We start from the raw sequence: 24,985 nt of genomic DNA, 5'->3' as shown, positions 1-24,985 counted from the left end.
CGAGAACCCTGTTGTCCACAGGGGTGTGCACAACCTGTGGGGCATGACAGGGGTGTGATTCACTCCCACTTCATGGCGAAGCCGAAGGCCGCCAGGATGAAGCCCATGCCGATGGCGAGGTTCCACCCGCCGAGGTCGCTGTAGACCGGGATCGTCACGTCGGTGTTGCTGATCGTGTAGAAGACGACGATCCACGCCAGGCCGATGACCGCGCACGCGACCATCAACGGAGCCGCCCACCGGTTGCCGATGCGCACGGGCTTGGGACCGTTGTCGTTCACGGACTTGCGCTTGAACCTGTTGAACACGAGCATCTCCCGGTCTGGCGGCTTGGCACGGCCGCAGTGTGTCGTACTCCGCTAGCGTAGTCGTCGTGCCGGGAACCCCACGCGACCAGGGGAAGATCAGGGCCGTCAGCAGGTGGAGCCTGCTCGCCCTGACGGTCGCGTGCGCCTGCGGTGTGGTCGTCGTGGCCGCCGCGGTCACCTCCAACGGCTCCGACCTGCGCCCCGCCGGAGGCGATCTCAGCTCGGTGCTGCGCGACCGTGCGCAGGAGGTCGAGAACCGCCGACGCGAGGCGGTCGAGCTCCAGCGCGAGGTCGACGCCCTCACGCGGGGGGTCGACGACGCCGACCTGCGCCGCGAGGCGCGCCGGGTCTCCCGACTCTCCGATCCCGCGGGGCTCACCCCGGTCGAGGGGCCGGGTGTGCGGATCGCCCTCGAGGACGCTCCCCGCTCGGTGGACATCCCGGGCCTCGACCCGAACCTCCTGGTGGTCCACCAGCAGGACATCCAGGCGTTCGTGAACGCCCTGTGGGCCGGCGGCGCCGAGGCCATCACGCTGCAGGGTCAGCGCCTGATCACCACGACAGGGATCAAGTGCGTCGGCAACACGGTCGTGCTGGACGGCGTGCCCTACTCGCCGCCCTACGTGATCGAGGCGATCGGCGATCGCAGCCGGCTGCGCGGCGCGATGACCTCCTCGCCCGAGGTCATGACGTACACGCAGTACGCGAACCGGTACGGGCTCGGTCTCGAGCAGAGCGACGTCGACGTGGTGAAGGCTCCCGCTCACGGCGGCAGCGTGGCGATGCGCCACGCCACCGTCGTGGAGTGAGCTAGGGCGTCGGCACGACCGTCGGCGGCGCGTTCGGGTCCGGTGTGGGCTCCGTGGTGGGAGCCGGCGGCCGCGACACGGTGAGAGTGATCGTGGTGCCCGGAGCCACCATCGAGCCGGGCTCGCGGCTCTGCTCGGTGACGGTGCCGTCGGGCGCGGTGCCGGCGGGATCGTTCTGGGCCGAGACCTTCAGGCCGGCGTCCTCGAGCGTCTTCGTGGCGTCCTCGACCGACTGGCCCACGACGTTCGGGACGTCGACCTCGCCGCGCGACACGATGAGGGTGACGGTGCTGCCGCGCTCCACCTCGGTGCCCGGAGGCGGGTTGCTGTTGAGCACGCGACCCTTCGGCTCGCTGCTGTCGGTGTTCTGGCGCTTGACCTTCAGCCCGTAGCGGTCGCCCTCGAGCAGGTCCTTGGCCTCGTCGTACGAGTAGCTGGTGAGGTTCGGGATGTCGACCAGCTCGGGACCCGAGCTGACGATGAGATCGATCGCGGTGCCCTCGTCGACCGTGGTCCCGGCCTCGGGACTGGTGGCGATGACCTGGTCCTCGGGGATGTCAGCGCTCGTCTGCTCGGTGACCTCACCGACGACGAGATTCTGCGACTCCAGCCGGTTCGTGGCGGTGGGGACGTCGAGTCCCTCGACCCGCGGCACGTCGGTGGTCGGCGTGTTCACCTCAGGATCTCGGTCGTTGAGCATGAGGGCCAGGCCGATCGCGGCAGCGATGGCCAGCAGCACCAGCGCGAGGGCCCACCACTTCCCGGACCCCTTCTTCCTCTCCTCCTCCTCGTCCACCAGCAGGGGGGCGGCGACCGCGGGCGCGACCTGGGTGGCCGCACCGACGGCCGTGACGGCCTGCGTGGGCGCGTCGACGGTGCCACCGGCGAGGACCCGCTCGATGTCCTTGCGCATGTCGCCCGCGCTGGAATACCGGTCGTCGACGCGCTTGGCCAGGGCCTTGGCGACGACGTTGTCGACCTCGACCGAGACGTCGGGGTTCAGCTGCGACGGGGGCCGGGCCTCCTCGCGCACGTGCTGGTAGGCCACCGAGACCGGGCTGTCGCCGACGAAGGGCGGACGGCCGGTGAGCAGCTCGTAGAGCACGCAGCCGGTGGAGTAGATGTCGCTGCGGGCGTCGACCGTCTCGCCGCGCGCCTGCTCGGGCGAGAGGTACTGCGCCGTGCCGATCACGGCCGCGGTCTGGGTCATGGCGCTGGAGGTGTCGGCGATGGCCCGGGCGATGCCGAAGTCCATCACCTTGACCTTGCCCTCGGGCGTGAGCATGACGTTGGCCGGCTTGATGTCGCGGTGGATGATGCCGGCGCGGTGGCTGTAGTCCAGCGCGGCGAGGATGTCGGCGGTGATCGAGAGGGCACGCTCGGGCAGGATCTTGCGGCCGTCGCGCAGGACATCGCGCAGCGTGCGTCCCTCGACGAGCTCCATGACGATGTACGGCACGGTGGCGCCGGTGGGATCGGTGGCCTCGCCGGTGTCGTACACGGCGACGATCGACGGGTGGTTCAGCGAGGCCGCCGACTGCGCCTCGCGCCGGAAGCGCTCCTGGAACGTCTCGTCGGCTGCGAGGTCGGCGCGGAGCAGCTTGATGGCGACGGGGCGACCGAGCCGCATGTCGTGGCCGGCCCGGACGTCGGCCATGCCTCCGCGCCCGACCAGCTCGCCGACCTGGTAGCGGTCGCCGAGGGGGCTCATGTTCGCGTCACTCTCGGTCATGGTGTCCAGTCTCCCAAAGGGTGGATGAGGTTCATCGGAGCACCGCTTCCATCACGGAGCGGGCGATGGGGCCGCCGAGGCGGCCACCGCCGATGTCGTTGGTGTTCTGTGCGGACTCGACCAGCACGGCGACCGCGACCTGGGGGTCCGTGGCGGGTGCGTAGCTGATGAACCAGGCGTAGGGCGGGCGGTCGGGCGCCGACTCGGCCGTGCCGGTCTTGCCACCGACATCCACGCCGGGGATCTTGGCCGGGGTTCCGGTGCCTTCGTCGACGACGGCCACCATCATGTCGTTGAGCTCGCGGGCGTCGCCGGCCGACATGGCGCGTCCCAGCTCCTGGGGCTCGGGCTGCTCGAGGATCGAGAGGTTGGGCGCGCGGACGGTGCGTACGACCCGCGGCTTCATCAGCACGCCGTCGTTCGCGATCGTGCCGGCGACCATCGCCATCTGCAGCGGGGTGGCGGCGACCTCGTACTGGCCGATGCCCGACTGCGCCAGCTGCGGCGCCTCGAGCTCGGCGTCGGGGTCGGCCGTGAACCGGCTGGCCGCCGACGCGAGGTCGTCGAGGGGGCGCTCGCCGAAGCCGAACTTCGTGGCCTGCTCGGACAGGACGTCCTGCCCGACCTTGCCGGCCATCCAGCCGAACGAGACGTTGCAGGAGACCTCGAGGGCCCGCTCGAAGCTGATGGGGTTCCCGCCGCAGTTGCTGCCGCCCTGGTTGGTCAGCTGGTAGTCGATGCCGGGGAAGCTCAACGTGGCGCCGCCGCGGACGTCGTCGTCGGCCTTGAGCCCCAGGTCCTCGATGCCGGCGGCGGCCGTGACGGCCTTGAACGTCGATCCCGGCGGCAGCGTGGTCTGGGCGCCGCGGTTGATCAGCGGGTCGTTCTCGTCGCCCTCGAGCTTGCGCATGGCGGACGTGACGGCGTCGAGGTCGTGACTGGCGAGCTGGTTCGGGTTGTAGGTCGGCTGGCTGACCATGGCCAGGATGTCCCCGGACTGCGGATCCAGCGCCACCACGGCGCCGCGGGTCTTCTCGCCGAGGTCGGCCAGGCCCTCGAACGCTGCCTTCTGCGCGGCAGGGTCGAGCGTGAGCTCCACGCTGCCGCCCTGGGGCTGGTCGTTGGAGATGACGTCGATGACGCGGTTCACGAAGAGCCGGTCGTCGCTGCCGGAGAGGATGTCGTTGTACGACTGCTCGATGCCGTCGCGGCCGTAGATGTAGGAGAAGTAGCCGGTCACCGGGGCGTACAGCTCGGGCTCGGTGTACTTGCGCTGGAACTGCCACTTGTCCTTGACGGGCACGGACTGGGCGATCGGCTCGCCGTCGACGATGATCGCGCCGCGCTCGCGGCTGAACTGCTCGTCGATGACGCGGCGGTTGCCTTCCTTCTCGTTCAGGTCGTCGGCCTGGACGAACTGCACGTAGTTGGCGTTCAGCAGCAGCGCGAGGAACATCAGCAGGCACGCGACGGCCATGGCACGGACGGGCTTGTTCATGACAGCTTCACCACCTGTGTCTCGTCGTCGCCGCTGATCGTGGCGACCTCCGGCGCGGGGCGCCGGGTCTGGTCGCTGATGCGCAGCAGCAGCGCGACGATGATCCAGTTCATGATGATCGAGGAGCCGCCCGCGGCCAGGAACGGCGCGGTCAGGCCGGTCAGCGGGATGAGGCGCATGACGCCACCGGCGACGACGAAGACCTGCAGGGCGAAGGACACCGACAGGCCCACGGCGAGCAGCTTGCCGAAGGCGTCACGGCACGTCAGCGCGATCCGCAGGCCGCGCTCGACGACGAGGGCGTAGACCATGATCACGGCCATCAGCCCGGCCAGGCCGAGCTCCTCGCCGATGGACGACAGGATGAAGTCGGAGAAGCCGAAGGGGGTCAGCTCGGGGCTGCCCTGCCCCCAGCCGCGACCGAGCAGACCGCCGTGTGCGAGACCGTAGAGCGCCGTGATGATCTGGTAGTTCTTGTCCGGATCGGCCCACGGGTCGAGCCATGCGTCGAAGCGGTCGCGCACGTGGCCGAAGGCGGCGTAGCCGAACCAGGCGCCCACGGCGAACAGCGCACCGCCGACGACGAGCCAGCCCGGGCGCTCGGTGGCCACGTAGAGCATGACGACGAAGAGGCCGAAGAACAGCAGCGAGGAGCCGAGGTCGCGCTGGAAGACCAGGATCCCGACGCTGACGAGCCAGCCCAGCAGGATGGGGCCGAGGTCGCGGCCGCGGGGCAGGTCGATGCCAAGGACCCGCCGGCCAGCCAGGGCCAGGGCGTCGCGCTTGGCGACGAGGTAGCCGGCGAAGAAGATCGCCAGGGCGATCTTGGCGGCCTCCGCGGGCTGGAAGCTGAAGGGGCCGAGCTGGATCCAGATCTGTGCGCCGCGCTTGGCGTTGCCGATGATCGGCAGGATCGGGAGCACGAGCAGCGCGATCGCCGCGAGGCCGAACGTATAGGTGTACTGCTGCAGGCGGCGGTGGTCGCGGATCAGCACCAGCACGGCGACGAACATCAGGATGCCCAGGATCGTCCAGCGCAGCTGTCCCTGCGCGAACGGCCCGAACCCGGAGCCGTTGGCCTCCAGGCCGAGGTCGATCCGGTAGATCATCACCAGGCCGATGCCGTTGAGGGCCACGACGAGCGGCAGCAGCACGGGGTCGGCGTACCCGGCGAACCTCCGGACGGCCAGGTGCGCGCCCAGCGCCACGACGGCGTAGACGGCTCCGACCGTGTAGATGCCCGCGGGAACCGTGCCGTCGAAGCCGAGCCCGACGGCGGCGTACGACCCGATGCCGATCGCGATCGCCAGCAGCAGCAGCCCCAGCTCGGCGGTGCGGCGCTTGCGCGGGATCCAGGCGGGAGTGACGCCGCCGGCACTCATGGTGCCTCCGTCGGTGCGGACGTGGCGGGGGTGCGGCGCGGCGTGGGGGTCGGCGTCGGTGTCGGGGTGGGCGTCGGCTCGGTCACCTGGATGCTGAGGTTGGTGACGATGCGCTTGGCCTCGTCGTGGTCGGCGGCGGCGATGCCGGCGGCGACGCGGTCGCGCTGGTACGGCGGCAGCGTGTCGATCTCGATCCGCGTGACCTCGTCGACCGTCTTGAGGGTCAGGCCGGGCACGTCGACGTCGACGCCGCGGTAGATCGCGACCATGCCGTCGGAGGGCGCCACGAAGTACTGGCGCTGCGACCAGTCGTAGGCGTAGGCGGCCGCACCACCGAGCAACCCGAGGACCACGAGGCTCCCCAGCAGCCACCGCACCCAGCGGCGCCGCGGCACGGGGAGGGGCGCGTAGCGCAGCTCCTCTGGGTCGGGCTCGACCGCGCCGGGTGCGCCGGCGACATGCACGGCCGGGGCCGAGGACGCCGAGACCGATCCGGTGCGACGGCGAGGCTGGCTGGTGGCGGCGCCCACGAGCTGGGGCTTCCCGTCGGCGCAGACCAGGTCCTCGTCGATCGGCTCGTCGCCGGGCACGAACTCGGCCACCACGACGGTGACGTTGTCGTAGCCGCCCGCCTCGAGGGCGAGCCGGACCAGCTCGGTCGCGGCAGCGTCGATCGTCTCGAGCTTCATCGTCCGCTCGATCGTCTCGTCGTCGACCATGTCCGTGAGGCCGTCGCTGCACAGCAGGTAGCGGTCGCCCGCCGCCGGCTGCAGCCACGTGAAGTCGGGCTCGAAGTCGTCGCGACCCAGGATCGCCTTCAGCAGCAGCGACCGGTGGGGGTGGACCCGCGCCTCCTCGGGCGTGATCCGGCCTTCCTCGACGAGGCTCTGCACGAACGTGTGGTCGATGCTGAGCTGGCTGAGGCGGCCGTGCCGCAGCCGGTAGGCCCGCGAGTCGCCGATGTGGGCGACGGCCAGCTTCTCGCCGTCCCACAGCATCGCCTCGAGGGTGGTGCCCATGCCCTCCACGGCCGGGTCGTCGGCGATCAGCTGGGCGAGGCGGTGGTTCGCGTTGGCGACGGCGGTGCGCATCGCGTCCAGGGCGTCGCCGTCGGTGTCGTCGTCCAGCTCACGGTCGAGGTCGCGGATCTCCGCGAGGGCGGCCGAGGAGGCCAGGTCGCCGGCCGCGGCGCCGCCCATGCCGTCGGCGATGACCAGCAGGCGGGGGCTGGCGTAACCGGAGTCCTGGTTGTTCGAACGGCGCAGACCGACGTCGGTCAGCGCTACGTAGCGGTAGGTCAGCGGCGCCATCTACTTGCGCAACTCCACGATCGTCTTGCCCAGCCGCACCGACGTGCCGATCGCGACGGGCACCGGCGAGGTGACGCGCTGACTGCCGATGTAGGTGCCGTTCGTGGAGCCGAGGTCCTCGACGAACCACTGCTCGCCGTTGGTGGCGAAGCGGGCGTGACGGGTGGAGACGTAGTCGTCGTCGAGGCGGATGGCGGCGTCGGTGCCACGGCCGAGCAGGATCGGCTCGGTGCCCAGCGGGACGCTCTGGCCGGCGTTGGGGCCGTCGACGATCTGGAGCTTGTTGGGGGCGCCACGCATCTTGCGGCTGTTGCGCGGGACCTTCTTCTGGGGCTTGGGCTGCTTCTGGCCCTTGGCGGGCTTCGGCGTCTGCACCTTCGTGCCGAAGATGTCGGTGCGGATCACCGAGACCGCGGACAGCACGAACAGCCACAGCACGGCCAGGAAGCCGAGCTTGATCAGCGTGAGGGTCAGTTCGCTCACGCGATCTCCTCGCTGATCTGGACCGAGATGGTCGTGTTGCCGAGGCGGATGGTGGAGCCGTTGCGCAGGAAGGCGGCGTCGACGCGGCGGCCGTCGACGATCACGCCGTTGGTGGAGCCCAGGTCGCGCACCTCGACGCCGTTGCCCAGGAACGAGATCTCGGCGTGGTTGCGGCTGATGCCCGGGTCATCGATCTTCAGGTCCACCGAGGAGCCGCGGCCGATCGTGATGCCGGGCGGGTTCACCGGGTGCCGCAGGCCGCCGATGTCGAGGACGACGCGGGCGCGGCGCACCGCGGTGTCGGTGATCGGCTCGCCGCGCACGGGGGTGACCGACGCGTTGGAGGCGCTGACGATCGTGAAGCGACCGGTGTGCAGGTTCTCGTCGAGCGCGAACTCGATGTGCAGCGGGCCGGCGGCCGTGTAGTGCTGCTCGGCGAGGTGCTCCTTGAGCAGGGTGGCCAGCTCGGTGGCGAGCGTCGCCCCGTAGGGCGCGAGGCGCTCGTGGTCGGCCGGCGAGAGCTCCACCGTGAAGTCGTTCGGCACGAGCGTGCGCTCGCGGCTGAGGATCGTGGCGCTCTGGTCGACCTCGCGCTGCAGGGCGGCGGCGATCTCGACCGGCTGGACCGCGCTGCGGAAGGCGCGCGCGAAGGCCCCGGTGACGGCACCCTCGAGGCGCTTCTCGAAGCGCTGCAGGACTCCGGCCACGGGTGCTCACCTCCTTGGGCATGCGACGTCGACGACGGTTGGTCCTGTCGATCGTATCGACACCGCACCAGATCGGGGGTGTCCGTGCCTGCGACCCGCCGCACACCCCGACGCTGGAAGGAGGGTGACCCGGGGAGTTCGCGTCCTCCGCCGGTCCTGTTAGACTCTGACGTCGGTCCGGTTCACCGGATCACTGCGCGAGTGGCGGAATGGTAGACGCGCTGGCTTCAGGTGCCAGTGTCCGCAAGGGCGTGGGGGTTCAAATCCCCCCTCGCGCACCATAACGAGAGAGCCCCTGACCTGCGGTTGCCCGCGGAGCAGGGGCTTTGTCGTGTCCCGGGCCGTCGGCCCGTCACCCCGCCAGACTTTTGTGACGCGTTGCGGCCCTCGGAGCCCCGCGGGGCCGACTCCTGTCACAAAACTCGGCCGTGGGATCAGTCCGGCTGCAGGACGATCCTCGCGGACTGGCCGCTTTGTCGTTCCTTGTCTCGAAGCATGTGCTGGACTGGCGTTCGACAGTCGCAGGATCCACCGGCAGACGAGGCGGGCGATGACTAAGCATGCGCAAGGTGCAGCAGGACCGCCATTCAGCTTGGCGGATCTGATGTCGGTGCTCGGCGGCGTTCCAGAGTGCTCGGAGGACGGGTCGCGCATGATCGTCCGAAAGGCCTGGGGCGGACGCGTCTTCGACGTCGACGTCGAGGGCGCCGTCGCCTACCTGAACGACGAGTTCTACCCCAAGCACCGCGACCTCGCAGCGAAGGCTCGCGAGGACGCACTGTCCTACTTCGAGCTGGAGATCCAGGAGTTCACGGGCACCACGCCCCCCGCGGGTGATCCCATCATCATCGATCGGGCGGGCCCGCGACTCACGCACGACGTGCGGTGGGAGCACCCGACCGGTGGGGAGTGGTTCGCCCGCGCTGACGGCGTCGACGGGGATCGTCGACCGTGACGCACTGACGCTTCCCGAGCTCGCGCACCAGATCGACCAGCCCCTGCCTTGCGGAGACCACGGAGCAAGGGCTTTGTCGTGTCGACCCCGGGCCGCCGGAGCTGGTCCCTACCGTCAGCCGGGTGACCGACGGGCGAACTGATGTGTTTCATTCGTTGAGTCTGTGCAACACAATGGGTGGCGATGATGATCGTCGACCGGTCGGTGACCGATGGAGGAACGTCCGTCGTCGTCATCGAGCAGGTCAAGGACGCAGGCGTACGACCGATCACCGGCTGGGAGGCATGAGGATGGGAAAGAAGAGCACCAACCAGGAGCTCGCCGAGCACTACAACGAGACCGGCGACCTCTCCGGTTTCGACGAGACCAAGGCCGAGCCGGTCGCGGTCAGGCGAGCCGTGACGATCTCGGTGCGCTTCTCCGACGAGGAGATCGCCCAACTCCGTGAACGAGCAGACCAGGCCGGTGTGAAGGTGACCTCCTTCATCCGCGCGGCTGCGCTCGAGGCCGCCAGTCCGGTCGACCTCACCGTGCTGAGCCGGCTCGCCCGGGACCTGGAGCAGCGCGCTCACGACGTCGCGACGATGGCCGCCCGCGGCGTGGCCTGAGCTGGCGACTCTTCGACACCGCAGCAGTGGCCGGCCCCACACCTCTCACCCGGCGAAGGTGGCGGTGACGACCCTAGGATGGCCGTGACGCGCCCGACGTCGCGCGCGCTGGAACCGAATCCCCATCACCCCCGCGGGAGTCACATGTCCGAGTCCCTGGAAGTCCACGGCGTCGATCTCGACGACCTGACCCTTCCCGAGCCCACGCCCGAGCAGTTCCGCCGGTCCCTGCTGCACCACCTGCAGTACACGGTCGGCACGGACCCCGAGCACGCCTCGAAGTTCGACTGGCGGATGGCGCTGTCCTACACGATCCGCGACCGCGCGCTCGAGCCGTGGTTCGACGCCACCCGGCGCACGTGGAACGAGGACCGCAAGCGCGTCTACTACCTGTCGATGGAGTTCCTCATCGGGCGCCTGCTCGAAGACGCCACCATCAACCTCGGGCTGCGTGACGTCGCGGTCGAGGTGTTCGACCGCCTGGGCCTGGACTTCGCCGACATCGCCGACGACGAGCCCGACGCGGCGCTCGGCAACGGCGGCCTCGGCCGCCTCGCGGCCTGCTACCTCGAGTCGATGGCCACGCTCGGCTGCCCGGCCTACGGCTACGGCATCCGCTACGAGCACGGCCTGTTCAAGCAGCGCTTCGAGGGCGGCCGGCAGGTCGAGGCCCCCGAGGACTGGCTCGTCACCGACAACCCGTGGAGCTTCACCCGCCCCGAGTCGGCCTACCCCGTCGGCTTCCGCGGCGAGGTCGTCGAGCAGGACGGCCGCCAGATCTGGACGCCCCAGCTGCAGGTCCTCGCCGAGGCGCACGACACCCCCGTCGTCGGCTACGGACGCCAGTGGGCGAACACGCTGCGCCTCTGGGCGGCCAAGCCCAGCGCCGACCTCTTCGACCTCGAGCGCTTCAACGCGGGCGACTTCACCGCCGCCGCCGAGCCCGAGGCGTGGGCGCGCACCCTGTCGCGTGTGCTCTACCCGAACGACACGACATCGCGCGGCAAGGAGCTGCGGCTCTCGCAGGAGTACTTCCTGACCTCGGCCTCGGTGCAGGACATCGTGCGCCGCTACCTCGAGACCCACGACGACCTGCGCCGGCTGCCCGAGTACGTCGCGATCCAGATGAACGACACCCACCCGGCGATCGCCGGACCCGAGCTGATCCGGCTGCTGGTCGACGACCACGGCTTCGGCTTTGACGCGGCGGTCGACCTCTCGACGCAGGTGCTCGGCTACACGAACCACACCCTGCTGCCCGAGGCGCTCGAGCACTGGTCGGTCGGCCTCATGCGCAAGGTGCTGCCGCGCCACCTGCAGATCATCGAGCAGCTCGACCGGCGCGATGCCGAGCTGCACGGCCCGCGGCCCGAGGGCGTCGGCCTGATCGGCGACGACCAGGTCAGGATGGGCGACCTCGCGTTCGTGACGAGCCACAAGATCAACGGCGTCTCGGCGCTGCACACCGACCTCGTGCGCCGCGACCTCTTCCCGGCCCTCGACAGCCTGCACCCCGACCGGATCGTCAACGTGACGAACGGCGTCACGCCGCGCCGGTGGATCGCGCTCGCGAACCCGCCGCTGGCCCAGCTGCTCACCGACACGCTCGGGTCCGGCTGGGAGACCGACCTCGAGCGGCTCAAGGGCCTCGAGGACCACATCGACGACCCGGCGTTCCGCGAGGCGTTCGGCGCCACGAAGCGTCAGGCGAAGGAGCGGCTCTCCGGCTGGCTGGCCGACCACCACGGCATCGAGGTCCCGACGGACGCCCTGTACGACGTCCAGGTCAAGCGGCTGCACGAGTACAAGCGCCAGCTGATGAACATTCTGTGGACCATCGCGCACTGGCAGCGGATCAAGCGCGATCCGGGTGCCGGGTGGGTGCCGCGGGTCAAGATCTTCGGCGGCAAGGCCGCGCCCAGCTACGTCATGGCCAAGGACATCATCCGGCTCATCAACGACGTCGCCGCCGTCGTGAATGCGGACCCGGAGACCCGCGACCTGCTGCAGGTCGTCTACCCGGCGAACTACAACGTGTCGATGGCCGAGAAGCTCATCCCCGCGGCCGACCTCTCCGAGCAGATCTCGACCGCCGGCATGGAGGCCTCGGGCACGGGCAACATGAAGTTCGCGCTGAACGGCGCGCTGACGATCGGCACCCTCGACGGCGCCAACGTCGAGATCCGCGAGCACGTCGGCGCGGACAACTTCTTCCTGTTCGGGCTCACCGCCGACGAGGTCACGGCCCGTCGGAACGAGCCCGACCACGCCCGCACCGCGATCGAGAAGAGCCAGGCGATGCGCGACGTGCTCCAGGCCATCGCCGAGGGGACGTTCAGTCCGGACGAGCCGAACCGCTACGGCGCCATCCTCGACATGATCTGGAACAGCGACTGGTTCCTCGTGGCGTCGGACTTCGACTCCTACGACGAGACCCAGCAGGCGGTCGACCGCACGTACCTCGACCACGAGCGCTGGCAGCGGATGGCTCTCCTCAACGTCGCCCGGACGGGCTATTTCAGCTCCGACCGCTCGGTGCGCGAGTACATGAGCCGCATCTGGAACATCACCCCGGCGCTCTGAGTCCGGCGAGCCCGACGCGTCTCAAGGGTGCCAACCGGCGCCGCCGGTGGTTGTATGAAACAGATGGCAGCCGAGGAGGGACGCATGGCCGGTGAGGACACGACCCCGCTCGTGCTGGACGCGGCCGAGGCCTGGCAGCTCGCGCAGGGCCTGCACCGCGACCCCTTCGCGGCGCTCGGTCCCACCGACGACGGTCACCACGTCGTGGTGCACCGCCCCGGCGCCGAGCGCGTCTGGGTCGTCAACGACACCGACGAGGTCGAGCTGTCCCGGCACCCGGCCGCCCGCGACGTCTTCGTCGGGCCGTCGCTGCCGTTCTACCGGGTGCGCGTCCTGTGGCCCGAGGCCGGCACCGAGGAGTACGAGGACCCCTACCGCTTCGGTCCCGTCCTCGGCGAGATCGACGAGTACCTGATCGGCGAGGGCACCCACCGGCGGCTGTGGCAGGTGCTCGGCGCCCGCGTCATCACGCACGAGGAGACCAGCGGCGTGCACTTCGCCGTGTGGGCACCGAACGCCGAACGGGTGTCGGTCGTCGGTGACTTCAACGGCTGGAACGGCGCGGTGCACCCGATGCGCCCGCGCGGCGCGACCGGCGTGTGGGAGGTCTTCCTGCCCGGTCTGGGCGAGGGGTGCGTCTACAAGTACGACATCCTCGGGCCCGGGGGCCGCCAGCTGCCGCTCAAGGCCGACCCGGTCGGCTTCGGCAGCGAGCACCCGCCGCGCACCGGCTCGGTCGTCCGAGAACTCGGTCGCCACGCGTGGCAGGACGCCGACTGGCTCGAGAACCGGGCTGACATCCACGCGGTCGACGCGCCGATGAGCATCTACGAGGTCCACCTCGGCTCGTGGCGTCGCGTCGCGGAGGAGGGGAACCGCCCCCTGTCGTACCTCGAGGCGGCCACGCGACTCGTCGACTACGTGGCCGATCTGGGCTTCACCCACCTGGAGGTGCTGCCCGTGAGCGAGCACCCCTTCGACGGGTCGTGGGGCTACCAGCCGATCGGCCTCTACGCGCCGACGATCCGCTACGGGACGCCCGCGGAGTTCGCCGCGTTCGTCGACGCGGCCCACGCGAAGGGCCTCGGGGTGCTGGCCGACTGGGTGCCCGGGCACTTCCCCACCGACCAGCACGGGCTCGGCCGGTTCGACGGCACGCCGCTGTACGAGCACGCCGACCCGCGCGAGGGCTTCCACCCCGACTGGAACACGCTGATCTTCAACTACGGCCGCCCGGAGGTGCTGAACTACCTCGTCTCGAACGCGCTGTACTGGCTGGACGAGTACCACCTCGACGGCCTGCGCGTGGACGCCGTCGCCTCGATGCTCTACCGCGACTACTCGCGCCAGCCCGGCGAGTGGATCCCCAACAAGGACGGCGGCCGCGAGAACTACGAGGCCGTCACGTTCGTGCAGGAGGCCAACGTCGCGGCCTACGGCGAGCACGACGGCGTGGTGATGATCGCCGAGGAGTCGACCACCTTCCCGGGCGTCACCCGCCGCGTCGACGAGCAGGGCCTGGGGTTCGGCTACAAGTGGAACCTCGGCTGGATGAACGACTCGCTGACCTACTTCGGCAAGGACCCGGTCCACCGCAAGCACCACCAGGACGAGCTCACGTTCGGCCTCACGTACGCGTTCACCGAGAACTTCGTCCTGCCGATCAGCCACGACGAGGTCGTCCACGGCAAGGGCTCGATGTACGGGCGCATGCCCGGCAACCACGCCGACAAGCTGGGCAACCTCAAGTCGTTCTACGGCTACATGTGGGGCTACCCGGGCAAGAAGCTGCTGTTCATGGGGCAGGAGTTCGGCCAGCCCGCCGAGTGGAACCACGACGGCGAGCTGGACTGGGGCGTGCTGCACGACCCGGGCCACACCGGGGTCCAGAGCCTCGTCCGCGACCTGAACCGGCTGTACCGCGAGCTGCCCGCGCTGCACCGGCACGACACCCACGGCCGCGGGTTCCAGTGGCTGCTCGTCGACGCGGTCGACGAGCAGGTCTTCGCCTGGCTGCGCCGCGGCGACGAGGGCGACCAGCACGTGGTCGTCGTGCTCAACCTGACCCCCGTCGAGCGCACCGGCTTCCGCATCGGGTTCCCCGTCGCGGGTCGCTGGACCGAGGCGCTCAACACCGACTCGCGCTTCTACGGAGGCGCCGACCGTGGCAACGGCGGCGCCATCGAGACCGAGCCCGTCCCCGCCCAGAACGAGGCACAGTCGGCGATGCTGACGCTGCCGCCCCTGTCCGCTGTCTACTTCGTGGAGGAACGGTCATGACCATCCCGATCTTGACGGGTCGCGACGCCGGCGCGCCGCCCCGACTGTCCAGTCAAGCGATGGCGTTCGTGCTGGCGGGCGGACGCGGCAGTCGCCTCGAGGAGCTCACCGACCGGCGCGCGAAACCGGCCGTGCAGTTCGGCGGCGAGTGGCGCATCATCGACTTCCCGCTGTCGAACGCGCTCAACTCCGGCATCCGGAAGATGGCCGTCGCCACGCAGTACAAGGCCCACTCCCTGATCCGGCACATGCAGCGCGGCTGGAACTTCTTCCAGGCCGAGCGCAACGAGTACCTGGACATCCTGCCCGCGAGCCAGCGCGTCGAGGAGACCAAGTGGTACCTCGGCACCGCCGACGCCGTGACGCAGAACATCGACATCGTCGACGACTACAAGGTCAAGTACGTGATCGTCCTGGCGGGCGACCACGTCTACAAGATGGACTACGAGGTCATGCTGCGCCAGCACGTCGAGACGGGCGCCGACGTGACCGTGGGCTGCCTGACCGTGCCGCGCGAGGAGGCCACGGCGTTCGGCGTCATGCACGTCGAGGCGAGCGGCCGCATCGTCGACTTCCTCGAGAAGCCGGCTGACCCGCCCGGCACCCCGGAGGACCCGGACGTCGCCCTCGCGTCGATGGGCATCTACGTCTTCGACTGGGACTTCCTGCGCGAGCTGCTGCGCCAGGACGCGGAGGACACCAGCTCGCGGCACGACTTCGGGTTCGACCTGATCCCGGCGATCGTCCGCGGGGGCAGCGCCTACGCCCACCGGTTCAGCGAGTCGTGTGTCATGACCGGCCTGGAGACCGAGCCCTACTGGCGCGACGTCGGCACGATCGACACGTTCTGGCAGGCCAACATCGACCTGACCGAGTTCATCCCGGCGCTCGACCTCTACGACAACTCGTGGCCGATCTGGACGTACGCGGAGTTCACGCCGCCGGCGAAGTTCGCCCACGACGAGGAGGGCCGGCGCGGTCAGGCGATCCAGTCGCTCATCGCGGGCGACTGCATCGTGAGCGGCTCGGAGGTGCACAACTCCCTGCTGTTCACGGGCACCCGCACCCACTCGTACTCGATGCTCGACCGCGTCGTCGCACTGCCGCACGTCGATGTCGGCCGCGGCGCCCGGCTGACGAACGCCGTGGTCGACAGTCGCGTACACATCCCCGAGGGGCTCGTGGTCGGTGAGGACCCCGACGAGGACAACCGCTGGTTCCGCCGGACCGAGAACGGGATCGTGCTGGTGACCCAGCCGATGCTCGACCGCCGCGCGGCCTCCCTGGAGTAGTCGATGCCCCCTCGCCCGCGCCGCCTGCTCTCGGTGGCGTCGGAGTGCGCCCCGCTGCTCAAGACCGGGGGGCTCGCCGACGTCGTCGGTGCCCTGCCGTCCGCCCTCGCGGAGCAGGGCTGGCGGTCGCGCGTCCTGATGCCCGCGTACCCGGGAATCCTCGATCGGGTCGGCTCGACGAAGACCGTGTGGGAGGACCCCGACCTGTTCGGTGGCCCGGCGGTCGTGCGCGCCGGGCGCCACGCGGGCGTGGACCTTCTGCTGCTCGACGCGCCACACCTCTTCGACCGCCCGGGCGGCCCGTACAACGTCGACGGGCACGACCACCCCGACAACCACGTGCGGTTCGCGGCGCTGTCGTGGGTCGGTGCGCGGATCGCGACCGGCGGCACCACCGATCGCTGGCGCCCCGACGTGGTGCACGCCCACGACTGGCAGGCGGGCCTCGTGCCGTCGTACCTGCGCTACGCGGAGGCTGACGTGCCGACCGTGATGACCATCCACAACATCGCCTTCCAGGGCATCTTCGGGCCCGACCAGCTGGACCGGCTGCGCCTGCCGACGTGGGACTTCCACCACGAGGCGCTGGAGTACCACGGTCTCGTCAGCACGCTGAAGGCCGGCATGGTGCACGCCACGAAGGTGACGAGCGTCAGTCCCACCTACGCCGAGGAGCTGACGACGCCGGAGTTCGGGTTCGGCCTGGAGGGCGTGGCCGCCGCGCGCCGGGACGGCGGCGACCTGCTCGGCATCGTCAACGGGATCGACACCACCGTGTGGGATCCCGCGTCGGACCGCGCGGTCGTCCGCTACTCCGTCGACGACCCGGCAGCGAAGGACCGCAACCGGCGCGAGCTGCTCGCCGAGTTCGGGCTCGCGGAGCCCGCCGGTCCCCTCGCGGTCGTGGTCACCCGGCTGACGCACCAGAAGGGTGTCGACCTGCTGCTCGAGGCCCTCCCGGGATTCGTGGAGGCCGGCGGGGCCGTGATCGTCCTGGGCTCGGGCGACCCCGGCTACGAGTACGCCCTGAACGACCTCGCCGCCCGGTACTCGCAGTCGATCGGCGTGCGGATCGGCTACGACGAGCCCCTCAGCCACCGGATGTACGGCGGGGGCGACCTGGTCCTCGTGCCGTCGCGCTTCGAGCCCTGCGGGCTGACCCAGCTCTACGGGATGCGCTACGGCGCGATCCCGGTCGTCGCGTCCACCGGAGGTCTGCGCGACACCGTCGTGGATGCCTCGCCGGAGAACCTCGCCGCCGACGTGGCCACCGGCTTCGCCTTCGCCGACATCGACGCGGGCGGGCTCGCCTGGGCGCTCTCCCGGGCGCGCGAGCTGTACGCCGACCCGCCCGCCTGGCAGCGGCTGCGCCACCGGGCGATGTCCACGCCGGTGGACTGGGGGCCTTCCGCCGAGCGCTACGCGACGCTGTTCGCGGAGATCGTGCGATGACCCGAGCCGTGACCACCGGCCGGCCGTACCCCCTGGGCGTCACCGTCGACGGCGACGGCGTCAACGTGGCGGTCTGGTCGGCGAACGCCGAGCGGGTCGAGCTCTGCCTGTTCGACGAGTCGGGTGCCGAGGAGCGGATCGACCTCGTCTTCCGCGACGGTGACGTCCGACACGCCCACGTGACCGGAGTCGGACCCGGCACGCGGTACGGCCTGCGCGCCCACGGCCCCCACCGGCCCGAGGAGGGCCTGCGGTTCAACCCCGCCAAGCTGCTCATCGACCCGTACGCCCACGCACTCGACCGGCCGCTGCGCTGGGACGAGGCGATGTCCGGGCACGCCGGCGACGACGACCTCACGCTCGACGACCGCGACAGCGCCCCCGTCGTCCCTCGCGGCATCGTGCAGGGCGCCCCGGCAGGCCCCGACCCGACGACCAACCGGCCCGGCCATGCCCTCAGCGACCTGGTGATCTACGAGGCGCACGTGAAGGGCCTCACCGCCGCGCACCCCGGCGTCCCCGAGGAGGTGCGCGGCACCTACGAGGGCCTCGCGTCGCCTGCCGTCATCGACCACCTGACCTCGCTGGGGGTCAACGCCGTCGAGCTGTTGCCGGTGCAGGCGTTCCTCGACGACCGCTTCCTCGTCGCGAAGGACCTGCGGAACTACTGGGGCTACCAGCCCATCGCGTGGTGCGCCCCCGAGCCCCGGTACGCCCGGGACGACGCGGTCGCCGAGCTCCGCCAGGCAGTCCACGCCCTGCACGAGGCGGGCATCGAGGTCATCGTCGACGTCGTCTACAACCACACCGGCGAGGGTGACGAGCTCGGCCCCACGCTGTCGTTGCGCGGTCTGGACAACACCGCGTACTACCGGCTCGTCGACGCGGGACGTCACTACGTCGACGACACGGGCACGGGCAACACCCTCGCCGTCGACCGGCCGCCGGTGCTGCGGCTCGTGATGGACAGCCTGAGGTACTGGGTCGAGGTGCTCGGGGTCGACGGGTTCCGGTTCGACCTCGCCACCACGCTCGGCCGCACCCAGAAGGGCTTCCGCCCCCACGGGCCGTTCTTCAGCGCCATCCGCCAGGACCCGGTGCTGTCGACGGTGAAGCTGATCGCCGAGCCGTGGGACCTCGGCCCCGGCGGCCATCGGCTGGGCCGGTTCCCGCACCCGTTCTCGGAGTGGAACGACCGCTTCCGCGACGGGATCCGCCGGGCGTGGCAGGTCCGGTCGCTCGGCAGTGCCGACGTCGGCGCCCGGCTGCTGGGTTCGGCCGACCAGTTCGACCACGGCTCACGCGGGGCCACCGCCTCGGTCAACTTCGTCACGGCCCACGACGGGTTCACCGTGGCCGACCTCGCCTCCTACTCGCACAAGCACAACGAGGCCAACGGCGAGGACAACCGGGACGGCCACGACGAGAACCTCTCGGACAACCTCGGGGTCGAGGGCCCCACCGACGATCCCGACGTCCTGGCCGCACGGGCGCGCCGGGTGCGCGGGCTGCTGGCGACGCTGCTGGTGTCGCAGGGAGTGCCGATGCTGCTGGCCGGCGACGAGATCGGCAACAGCCAGGGCGGCAACAACAACGCCTACGCGCAGGACAACGAGCTCGGCTGGATCGACTGGTCGGCGCCCGACACCGAGCTGCTCGAGCTGGTGCGCCGGCTCGTCCGGTTGCGCCGCGAGCAGCCGGTGCTGCGCCAGCGCACCTTCATGCACGGCCGCGAGCGCGCTGACGGCCACAGAGACGTGACGTGGCACCGGGCCGACGGGGCGACCCCGACGGCCGAGGACTGGCACGACCCCGAGTGGCGGTCGGTGGGCCTGCTCCTGCGGGGCGCTGCGGGCGACCCGATGGGCGAGGCGCTGGACGACGCCGTCTTCGTCGTCCTCAACGTGGGCGGCGACGTCGAGATGGCGCTCCCCGACCCGGGGCAGCACCGTGCCTGGCGGCTCGAGGTCGACACCGCCCGTCCCGACGACGAGGTGTCGTTCGGCTCGACCTATCCCGCGCTCGGGCAGTCGGTCGTCGTCCTGGCGGCGCACTGAGCGTGCCCGGGACGCGCAATGGCCGCGGGGGGAGAACCCGCGGCCATTGCCAGAGTGCTGAGGTCGGCAGGAGGAGGGAACCGACGTCAGCTGAGAAGGAGACGATCAGTCGCCGGGCCACTCACCCGTCGCCTTGGCGAACGCCTTGGCGCCCTGCCGCTGGACGATCGCACGGACGCCGGAGAAGATCGCGCCCTGGATCACCGCAGCGAGCAGGATCTCCTTGAGCGGGAACTCCGACTGGGTCGGGTTGGGCGGATCGCCCTCGCTGTTCGGGCTGGCGCGCTTCCACACCTGCTTGAACACCGCCGAGGCGATGAGACCCGCCAGGATCGACGTGATCAGCCCGACGGGCTGGTAGAGAATCTTGGCGGAGGTGCTGGCCTTCGCCTTCTTCGGCGCCGCCATCAGCCGACAGCGGCCTGACGCCCGGCCAGGATCTCGGTGCGCTCGGACTCGGTGAGGCCGCCCCAGACGCCGTACGGCTCCTGGACGGCGAGGGCGTGCTCCCGGCACCGGTCGATGACCGGGCACGTGGCGCAGACGGCCTTGGCGGACTCTTCGCGGCGGTGGCGCTTCATGCCGCGTTCAGCTTCGGGCGAGAAAAAAACGGAGGAGTCGACGCCCATGCAGGCGCCCTCCCACTGCCATTCGTAGGACTCAATGATGGGCGACGGAAGTCGCTTGATGTTGACCATGTTTCCTGCCCCTTCCCCAAGGGTGAGGACTGACTCGGGCTGTGTGCGCAACCCGGCAAGTAGTTCGACGGTACTACCTAATCTATTCATTGTGCAAGCACCCTGAATAAGTTTTATGATCGACCGCATGCACCGCCGCTGGACCGTGGGTACCCTCTCCGAGATGCTGGGAATCGCGGCTCCCACCCTCCGGACCTGGGAACGCCGCTACGGCGTCGGTCCGACCTTCCGTACGGCGGGCGGCCACCGTCGCTACACGATCGTCGACGCCGACCGTGTCGCGACGATGGCCCGGTTCATCGAGTCGGGCGTCCCCGCCCACGACGCCGCCGAGCGGGTGAAGCGGCTCTCGCCGCACGAGCTGGCCGCGATCGTGGGGGCCGGACCCGCCGGCCTCAGGGCCTCCGCCCACGAGCAGACCGTCTTCGACATGCTCGAGGGCGCGAAGGAGCTCGACGCCGCGAAGGTGCAGGAGGCCGCCGAGAGCGCGATCGAGCGCTTCGGCGTCGAGGAGGCCTGGGACTCGGCCATCGCCCCGGCGATGATCCAGGTGGGCCTGTACTGGGAGGACGGCCGGATCGACGTGGCCGCCGAGCACCTCGTCACCGCGTGCGTCCTGACGGCCCTGCGCGCGGCGGCGCACCGCTACCCCTCGCGTGGGCCGGCGCGGGTCGTGCTGGCCAGTGTGGAGGACGAGCAGCACAAGCTGCCGATAGTCGCGCTCGGCGCGGCCCTGGCCCGTCACGGCCACGGGTGGACCGAGCTCGGGGCCCGGCTGCCCATGGAGTCGCTCGAGTCCTTCGTGCGCAGCAGCCGGCCCGACGCCGTGTTCCTCTGGTCCTCGGTGATGAAGCCGGGGCCCGAGACCCTGGAACGGCTGGCCGAGCTGGGGCGTCACACCGCGCTGTTCCTCGGTGGTGCGGGGTGGCCGCGGGACGTCGTCACGTCGCACTCCCTGACCGAGACCGTGCGGCAGTTGCGGCAGGCGCTCGGCGACGATCTACCCTGAGCGCATGACCGAACAGCATGTCGTCACCGAGATCGAGGGGCCCATCGCCCACGTCTGGCTCAACCGCCCCGACAAGCTGAACGGCATCACGTTCGGCGTGCTCGACGGTCTCCTGGAGGCCGCCGACCGGATCGAGGCCGATCCGAACGTCCGCGCGGTGCTGCTCGAGGGCCGCGGCCCGTCCTTCTGCGCCGGCCTGGACTTCGGCCAGGTGATGACCGACAAGAAGCGTGTCGCCCGCTACTTCATGCCGAACCCGCTCAAGGGCACGAACAAGTTCCAGCAGCCGCTGTGGGCCTGGCGCGAGCTCTCCGTCCCGGTCATCGCCGTCACGCGCGGCCACGTGTTCGGCGGCGGCATCCAGCTGGCGCTGGGCGCGGACTTCCGGTTCACCACCCCCGACTGCCAGTGGTCGATCATGGAGGCCAAGTGGGGCCTGGTCCCCGACATGAGCGGCACCGTGGCGCTGGCCGAGCTGGTCGGCGCCGACCTGGCCAAGCGCCTCGTGATGACCGGCGAGGTGTTCTCGGGCGAGCAGGCCGTCGAGTACGGCATCGCCTCGGGCGTCGCCGAGGACCCGACCAAGCCGGCCCTCGAGCTCATCGACCAGCTCCTCGCTCGCTCGCCCGACTCCGTCGCCGCGTCCAAGCGCCTGCTGAACGAGACCCGTCTCGCCAAGCCCCGCCGGGCCTTCGCGCTCGAGCGCAAGTACCAGCGGGCCATGCTCAAGTCGCCGAACACCGACGTCGCGCGCAAGGCCGGCATGGCGAAGACCGAGCCCGAGTTCGGTCCGCGCCGCTTCGGCCGCTGACCGGCGTCCGGCGATGACCGCCGTTCAGCCCCTGATTGTTAGGGTTGCCCGGTGAACGAGGACAAGCCCAGCAAGAAGGTCGCCGACCAGTACGACCGGGGATACGACTACACCCAGTACTGGAACAACCGCGACTACGAGAACGCCGCCGAGCAGGTGGCGATCCGCCGGCTGCTCAAGGGCCGCCGGTTCGCCAAGGCCGCCGACGTGGGCGGTGGCTTCGGCCGCCTCGCGCTGCTGCTGCGCGAGTACGCCGACCAGGTCACGCTCGCCGAGCCCAGCCAGACCCAGCTCGACGCCGCCGAGAAGTTCCTCGAGGGCACCGACGTCATCAAGGCGCGCCAGCAGGCCGACGCCCTGCAGTTCGGCGACGGCGAGCTCGACCTCATCACGATGGTCCGGGTCATGCACCACATCCCCGAGCCCACCGAGGAGTTCGCCGAGATCGCCCGCGTGCTCGCGCCCGGCGGCACGGCGATCATCGAGGTCGCGAACTACGGCCACTTCAAGAACCGTCGCGCGTTCAAGAAGGCCGGCAAGGCGCTGCCGAAGGAGCCCGTCAGCATCCGCACCGTCGCCGCGGACGAGCCTGACGCGATCGCCTTCGTGAACCACAACATCGACACGGTCGTCGGCCAGCTGGCCGCGGCCGGCCTGGTGCTGCAGCGCAAGCTGTCGGTGTCGAACCTGCGCAGCCAGAAGCTCAAGCGCTACGTGCCGGGCAAGGTGCTCGTCGCGGTCGAGCGCGTGCTGCAGAAGCCGCTCGCGTCCAGCGACTTCGGTCCCTCGATCTTCCTGGAACTGCGCAAGCGCTGAGGGTGGCGACCTACCGCACGATCGATCTCGGCCTCGGCGACACCGCCGAGGCCGAGATCGTGGTGCTGAGGTCGCGCTTCCTGGCGCGTGCGGGGCGCGTGGAGGACGAGGCGAGCGCCCGGGCGCTCATCGCCCACGTCCGCGCGACGCACCACGACGCCCGGCACCACTGCACCGCCTTCGTCATCGGCCCCGAGGCCGCGCTGCGTCGCAGCAACGACGACGGCGAGCCCTCGGGGACCGCCGGACGACCCATGCTCGAGGTCATCACCGGACGTGAGGTCAGCGACGTCGTCGTCGTCGTGACGCGGTGGTTCGGCGGCACGCTGCTGGGCACCGGGGGCCTCGCCCGTGCCTACTCCGACGCCACCGGGGCAGCGCTCGACGAGGCAGGGGTCCGCGAGAGGCGCCTGTGGCAGCGGGCCCGGGTGACCGTCCCGGTCATCGAGGTCGGCGCGATGGAGAGCCGCCTGCGCCGCGACACCGACGTGATCGACGTGGCATACGGCCCCGACCGCGTCAGCTACGAGGTGGCGGCCGCCGACCTGGCCGTCCTGGACCGGTTGCCGTTCGAGCGGCTCGAGCCGGTCTGGCGCGACGCCTGAGTGGTGACCCCGGCGCCGCGCCGCGGCGTCAGCCCTGGACGGTGGCCTTCGCGACGACCAGCTGGTGGTCGGACGGGCTGTCGAGGGCGTTGAAGGCTGCGCCCGACTGCGTCCACGGGGTCTTGTTGTTCGAGAAGAACACGTGGTCGATCTTGCGCTTGCCGCTCTGGTCGGTGGCGTTGCCCCCGCGGTTGGAGGTCTGCCCCTCGAGCTGCGCCGCCTCGAAGAACTTGCCGTTCGGGGAGTTGCCGTCCTCGTCGACGCCGCGGGCGTACATGCGGTTCAGCACCGGGTCCTTCGGGACGGCGTTGAAGTCGCCGCCCACGACGACCAGCTGGCCGTTGCCGATGAACGTCGCGGTGATGTCCTTGATCTCCTTGATCTGGGTCTTGCGCGCGTTGAGGGAGGGGTTGCCGACGACGTACGCCTTGCCCAGCGCGACGTGCACGGAGCACACGGTGCGCACGGAGGTGTCCGTCCACCGCACGCACACCAGCTCCTGCTGCCGCGTGTGCAGGCTGCCGTCGTCGTTCACGGACTCGTCCTGGGAGAGCGACCGGACGACGTTGTCCGCGCCGGCCGCGGTCCGCACGGCGACGGTCATCACGTCGCCCCGGGCGCCACAGCCTGCGGTACGGCTCTGCTGCGCATGCACCGACCAGGTCTGGCCGACGCTGGCGGCGTAGCTCTGGATCAGCGGCACGTCGCTCGCACAGACCTCCTGGAGGGTCACCGCCTGGGCGCCGAGGCTGTGAGCCTTCGCCAGTGCGTGGGTGATCGCCGCGCCGTTCTTCTCCACGTTGTGCTGGACGACGATGAACTTCGTCGCGGCCTGCGCACTCGTCGGTGAGACGAACGAGATCGCCGTCAGGGCGAGTGCGCCGGCGAGTGCGGTGACGGCGCTGCGCGCGCGTCGTGGGGTGCGTTGCGTCATGCGGATGGCCTCATTCGTCGAAGGACTCGGAGTTCCCCACGATGCGTCACGTCCGGGTCGGTGTCCACCTGAGCGCCGGCCGGCCCGACACGCGGCTCACTGGCCGAGGCGGCCCAGGACCTCGCGCACGTGGCCGAGCGCGTCGGGGCTGCCCAGGCCGGTGGTGTCGTCGAAGTAGAGGCCGTCGCCGATGAGCTGGATCGTGCGGGCGAGGGCCTCGTCGCCGAGGTGCTCGTTGAGGACGCCGAACCACGCGTCGCGGATGTCGGCCAGCGCCGCGCGCGCGCCGTGGTCGTGCTCCTGGGCGATGCGCGACGCCGCGATCAGGGCGCGGTCGAAGTCGCTGCCGGTGTCCACGGAGGTCTCGAGGTAGAACGCCACGGGGCCCTGCTCGGCCGAGCGCATCTGCTCGACGTCGCGAGCCGCCTGCTCGCGCAGCCGCTCGACCATGCCGTCGACGAGGGCCTCGCGACTGTGGAAGTGGTACAGCAGCCCGCCCTTGGAGACGCCGGCCTCCGCGGCGACGGCGTCCAGCGTGGCGGCGCGGCTGCCTGCGCCCACCAGCAGGCGCTCGAAGGCGTCGAGGACGCGATCGCGGGTACTGCGCTCCTCGGCCATGGGCTCAGCCTAGTGATCCGGCCACCCCCACGGCCCGG

The 24,985-nt window shown here is 70.5% G+C and carries 23 protein-coding genes and 1 tRNA gene; 13 read left to right on the top strand and 11 right to left on the bottom strand.

Annotation, left to right across the window (positions count from 1 at the left end; all coding sequences use genetic code 11):
- Window positions 1-59: 59 nt before the first annotated feature.
- Window positions 60-308, bottom strand: a complete 249-nt coding sequence (locus H1W00_RS16755; RefSeq protein ID WP_206679956.1) for a cell division protein CrgA — start codon at window positions 306-308, stop codon at window positions 60-62.
- Between the two features lie 65 nt (window positions 309-373).
- On the opposite strand from H1W00_RS16755, the gene H1W00_RS16970 reads away from it, so the two are divergent.
- Entirely contained in the window at window positions 374-1,117 is a 744-nt protein-coding gene (locus H1W00_RS16970) for a DUF881 domain-containing protein (protein ID WP_181753499.1), read from the top strand.
- A gap of 1 nt (window position 1,118) precedes the next feature.
- Here H1W00_RS16970 and pknB read toward each other — a convergent pair whose 3' ends face one another.
- From pknB to H1W00_RS03030, 6 genes are read right to left on the bottom strand one after another with little or no spacing between them, the layout of a single operon-like run.
- Window positions 1,119-2,849, bottom strand: coding sequence for a Stk1 family PASTA domain-containing Ser/Thr kinase (gene pknB, locus H1W00_RS03055; protein ID WP_181753497.1), 1,731 nt, complete (start codon window positions 2,847-2,849; stop codon window positions 1,119-1,121).
- A 31-nt stretch (window positions 2,850-2,880) separates the two neighbouring features.
- Entirely contained in the window at window positions 2,881-4,347 is a 1,467-nt protein-coding gene (locus tag H1W00_RS03050; RefSeq protein ID WP_181753495.1) for a peptidoglycan D,D-transpeptidase FtsI family protein, read from the bottom strand.
- Window positions 4,344-5,729, bottom strand: a complete 1,386-nt coding sequence (locus H1W00_RS03045) for an FtsW/RodA/SpoVE family cell cycle protein (protein ID WP_181753493.1) — start codon at window positions 5,727-5,729, stop codon at window positions 4,344-4,346. Before H1W00_RS03045 ends, H1W00_RS03050 begins: the two co-directional genes overlap by 4 nt.
- Window positions 5,726-7,039, bottom strand: a complete 1,314-nt coding sequence (locus H1W00_RS03040) for a PP2C family protein-serine/threonine phosphatase (protein WP_181753491.1) — start codon at window positions 7,037-7,039, stop codon at window positions 5,726-5,728. Before H1W00_RS03040 ends, H1W00_RS03045 begins: the two co-directional genes overlap by 4 nt.
- Window positions 7,040-7,522: an FHA domain-containing protein FhaB/FipA gene (locus tag H1W00_RS03035; protein ID WP_181753489.1), complete on the bottom strand. Its 483-nt coding sequence runs from the start codon at window positions 7,520-7,522 to the stop codon at window positions 7,040-7,042.
- Window positions 7,519-8,229 (bottom strand): FhaA domain-containing protein, encoded by a 711-nt coding sequence (locus tag H1W00_RS03030; protein WP_181753487.1) that lies wholly within the window; start codon window positions 8,227-8,229, stop codon window positions 7,519-7,521. The genes H1W00_RS03035 and H1W00_RS03030 overlap by 4 nt, the downstream gene beginning before the upstream one ends.
- Window positions 8,230-8,424: 195 nt before the next feature.
- Between H1W00_RS03030 and H1W00_RS03025 the strand changes: the two genes are divergently transcribed.
- The 8 genes from H1W00_RS03025 (at window position 8,425) to glgX (ending at window position 19,456) form a co-directional block, all read left to right on the top strand.
- Window positions 8,425-8,510, top strand: a tRNA-Leu gene (locus H1W00_RS03025).
- Between the two features lie 371 nt (window positions 8,511-8,881).
- Complete coding sequence (locus tag H1W00_RS03020; RefSeq protein ID WP_181753485.1) at window positions 8,882-9,184, top strand: hypothetical protein; 303 nt, start codon at window positions 8,882-8,884, stop codon at window positions 9,182-9,184.
- 284 nt (window positions 9,185-9,468) lie between these two features.
- Complete coding sequence (locus H1W00_RS03015; protein WP_181753483.1) at window positions 9,469-9,792, top strand: plasmid mobilization protein; 324 nt, start codon at window positions 9,469-9,471, stop codon at window positions 9,790-9,792.
- Window positions 9,793-9,936: 144 nt separating this feature from the next.
- A complete protein-coding gene (locus H1W00_RS03010) occupies window positions 9,937-12,375 on the top strand; it encodes a glycogen/starch/alpha-glucan phosphorylase (RefSeq protein ID WP_181753481.1) in 2,439 nt (812 codons plus the stop codon).
- Window positions 12,376-12,429: 54 nt separating this feature from the next.
- The gene (glgB, locus tag H1W00_RS03005; protein WP_241732809.1) at window positions 12,430-14,655 is read left to right on the top strand and encodes a 1,4-alpha-glucan branching protein GlgB; all 2,226 of its coding nucleotides are present in this window, start codon (window positions 12,430-12,432) and stop codon (window positions 14,653-14,655) included.
- Window positions 14,652-15,947 (top strand): glucose-1-phosphate adenylyltransferase, encoded by a 1,296-nt coding sequence (gene glgC / locus H1W00_RS03000; RefSeq protein ID WP_181753479.1) that lies wholly within the window; start codon window positions 14,652-14,654, stop codon window positions 15,945-15,947. The genes glgB and glgC overlap by 4 nt, the downstream gene beginning before the upstream one ends.
- A gap of 3 nt (window positions 15,948-15,950) precedes the next feature.
- A complete protein-coding gene (gene glgA / locus H1W00_RS02995; RefSeq protein WP_181753478.1) occupies window positions 15,951-17,399 on the top strand; it encodes a glycogen synthase GlgA in 1,449 nt (482 codons plus the stop codon).
- Entirely contained in the window at window positions 17,396-19,456 is a 2,061-nt protein-coding gene (glgX, locus tag H1W00_RS02990; protein WP_181753476.1) for a glycogen debranching protein GlgX, read from the top strand. Before glgA ends, glgX begins: the two co-directional genes overlap by 4 nt.
- Window positions 19,457-19,561: 105 nt before the next feature.
- On the opposite strand, the gene H1W00_RS02985 is transcribed toward glgX, so the two are convergent.
- Together H1W00_RS02985 and H1W00_RS02980 are read right to left on the bottom strand one after the other, a co-directional pair.
- Window positions 19,562-19,864, bottom strand: a complete 303-nt coding sequence (locus tag H1W00_RS02985) for a DUF4235 domain-containing protein (protein WP_181753474.1) — start codon at window positions 19,862-19,864, stop codon at window positions 19,562-19,564.
- Window positions 19,864-20,154, bottom strand: coding sequence for a WhiB family transcriptional regulator (locus tag H1W00_RS02980; protein ID WP_181753472.1), 291 nt, complete (start codon window positions 20,152-20,154; stop codon window positions 19,864-19,866). The genes H1W00_RS02985 and H1W00_RS02980 overlap by 1 nt, the downstream gene beginning before the upstream one ends.
- 127 nt (window positions 20,155-20,281) lie before the next feature.
- Here H1W00_RS02980 and H1W00_RS02975 point away from each other — a divergent pair, with 127 nt between their 5' ends.
- From H1W00_RS02975 to H1W00_RS02960, 4 genes are read left to right on the top strand one after another with little or no spacing between them, the layout of a single operon-like run.
- Window positions 20,282-21,163 carry a MerR family transcriptional regulator gene (locus H1W00_RS02975; RefSeq protein ID WP_181753470.1) on the top strand — a complete coding sequence of 294 codons (882 nt, stop codon included), beginning with the start codon at window positions 20,282-20,284 and terminating at the stop codon, window positions 21,161-21,163.
- A gap of 4 nt (window positions 21,164-21,167) precedes the next feature.
- Complete coding sequence (locus H1W00_RS02970; protein ID WP_181753468.1) at window positions 21,168-21,974, top strand: crotonase/enoyl-CoA hydratase family protein; 807 nt, start codon at window positions 21,168-21,170, stop codon at window positions 21,972-21,974.
- 51 nt (window positions 21,975-22,025) lie between these two features.
- Window positions 22,026-22,790, top strand: a complete 765-nt coding sequence (locus H1W00_RS02965) for a methyltransferase domain-containing protein (protein WP_181753467.1) — start codon at window positions 22,026-22,028, stop codon at window positions 22,788-22,790.
- A gap of 2 nt (window positions 22,791-22,792) precedes the next feature.
- Window positions 22,793-23,395: an IMPACT family protein gene (locus H1W00_RS02960; protein WP_338072809.1), complete on the top strand. Its 603-nt coding sequence runs from the start codon at window positions 22,793-22,795 to the stop codon at window positions 23,393-23,395.
- Between the two features lie 28 nt (window positions 23,396-23,423).
- On the opposite strand, the gene H1W00_RS02955 is transcribed toward H1W00_RS02960, so the two are convergent.
- The gene (locus tag H1W00_RS02955; protein ID WP_181753465.1) at window positions 23,424-24,329 is read right to left on the bottom strand and encodes an endonuclease/exonuclease/phosphatase family protein; all 906 of its coding nucleotides are present in this window, start codon (window positions 24,327-24,329) and stop codon (window positions 23,424-23,426) included.
- Window positions 24,330-24,425: 96 nt separating this feature from the next.
- A complete protein-coding gene (locus H1W00_RS02950; RefSeq protein WP_181753464.1) occupies window positions 24,426-24,947 on the bottom strand; it encodes a TetR/AcrR family transcriptional regulator in 522 nt (173 codons plus the stop codon).
- Window positions 24,948-24,985: the final 38 nt, after the last annotated feature.

It is taken from the genome of Aeromicrobium phoceense, from assembly GCF_013868155.1.
Lineage (GTDB): Bacteria > Actinomycetota > Actinomycetes > Propionibacteriales > Nocardioidaceae > Aeromicrobium > Aeromicrobium phoceense.
This window is presented reverse-complemented; position numbering and strand designations above follow the sequence as displayed.

Excerpts from the sequence above, each read along its gene's own strand:
- pknB (WP_181753497.1), bottom strand. The coding sequence starts at position 2,849 with ATGACCGAGAGTGACGCGAACATGAGCCCCCTCGGCGACCGCTACCAG.
- H1W00_RS03050 (WP_181753495.1), bottom strand. The coding sequence starts at position 4,347 with ATGAACAAGCCCGTCCGTGCCATGGCCGTCGCGTGCCTGCTGATGTTC.
- H1W00_RS03045 (WP_181753493.1), bottom strand. The coding sequence starts at position 5,729 with ATGAGTGCCGGCGGCGTCACTCCCGCCTGGATCCCGCGCAAGCGCCGC.
- H1W00_RS03040 (WP_181753491.1), bottom strand. The coding sequence starts at position 7,039 with ATGGCGCCGCTGACCTACCGCTACGTAGCGCTGACCGACGTCGGTCTG.
- H1W00_RS03020 (WP_181753485.1), top strand. The coding sequence starts at position 8,882 with ATGATCGTCCGAAAGGCCTGGGGCGGACGCGTCTTCGACGTCGACGTC.
- H1W00_RS03015 (WP_181753483.1), top strand. The coding sequence starts at position 9,469 with ATGAGGATGGGAAAGAAGAGCACCAACCAGGAGCTCGCCGAGCACTAC.
- H1W00_RS03010 (WP_181753481.1), top strand. The coding sequence starts at position 9,937 with ATGTCCGAGTCCCTGGAAGTCCACGGCGTCGATCTCGACGACCTGACC.
- glgB (WP_241732809.1), top strand. The coding sequence starts at position 12,430 with ATGAAACAGATGGCAGCCGAGGAGGGACGCATGGCCGGTGAGGACACG.
- glgC (WP_181753479.1), top strand. The coding sequence starts at position 14,652 with ATGACCATCCCGATCTTGACGGGTCGCGACGCCGGCGCGCCGCCCCGA.
- glgA (WP_181753478.1), top strand. The coding sequence starts at position 15,951 with ATGCCCCCTCGCCCGCGCCGCCTGCTCTCGGTGGCGTCGGAGTGCGCC.
- glgX (WP_181753476.1), top strand. The coding sequence starts at position 17,396 with ATGACCCGAGCCGTGACCACCGGCCGGCCGTACCCCCTGGGCGTCACC.
- H1W00_RS02985 (WP_181753474.1), bottom strand. The coding sequence starts at position 19,864 with ATGGCGGCGCCGAAGAAGGCGAAGGCCAGCACCTCCGCCAAGATTCTC.
- H1W00_RS02980 (WP_181753472.1), bottom strand. The coding sequence starts at position 20,154 with ATGGTCAACATCAAGCGACTTCCGTCGCCCATCATTGAGTCCTACGAA.
- H1W00_RS02975 (WP_181753470.1), top strand. The coding sequence starts at position 20,282 with ATGCACCGCCGCTGGACCGTGGGTACCCTCTCCGAGATGCTGGGAATC.
- H1W00_RS02970 (WP_181753468.1), top strand. The coding sequence starts at position 21,168 with ATGACCGAACAGCATGTCGTCACCGAGATCGAGGGGCCCATCGCCCAC.
- H1W00_RS02955 (WP_181753465.1), bottom strand. The coding sequence starts at position 24,329 with ATGACGCAACGCACCCCACGACGCGCGCGCAGCGCCGTCACCGCACTC.
- H1W00_RS02950 (WP_181753464.1), bottom strand. The coding sequence starts at position 24,947 with ATGGCCGAGGAGCGCAGTACCCGCGATCGCGTCCTCGACGCCTTCGAG.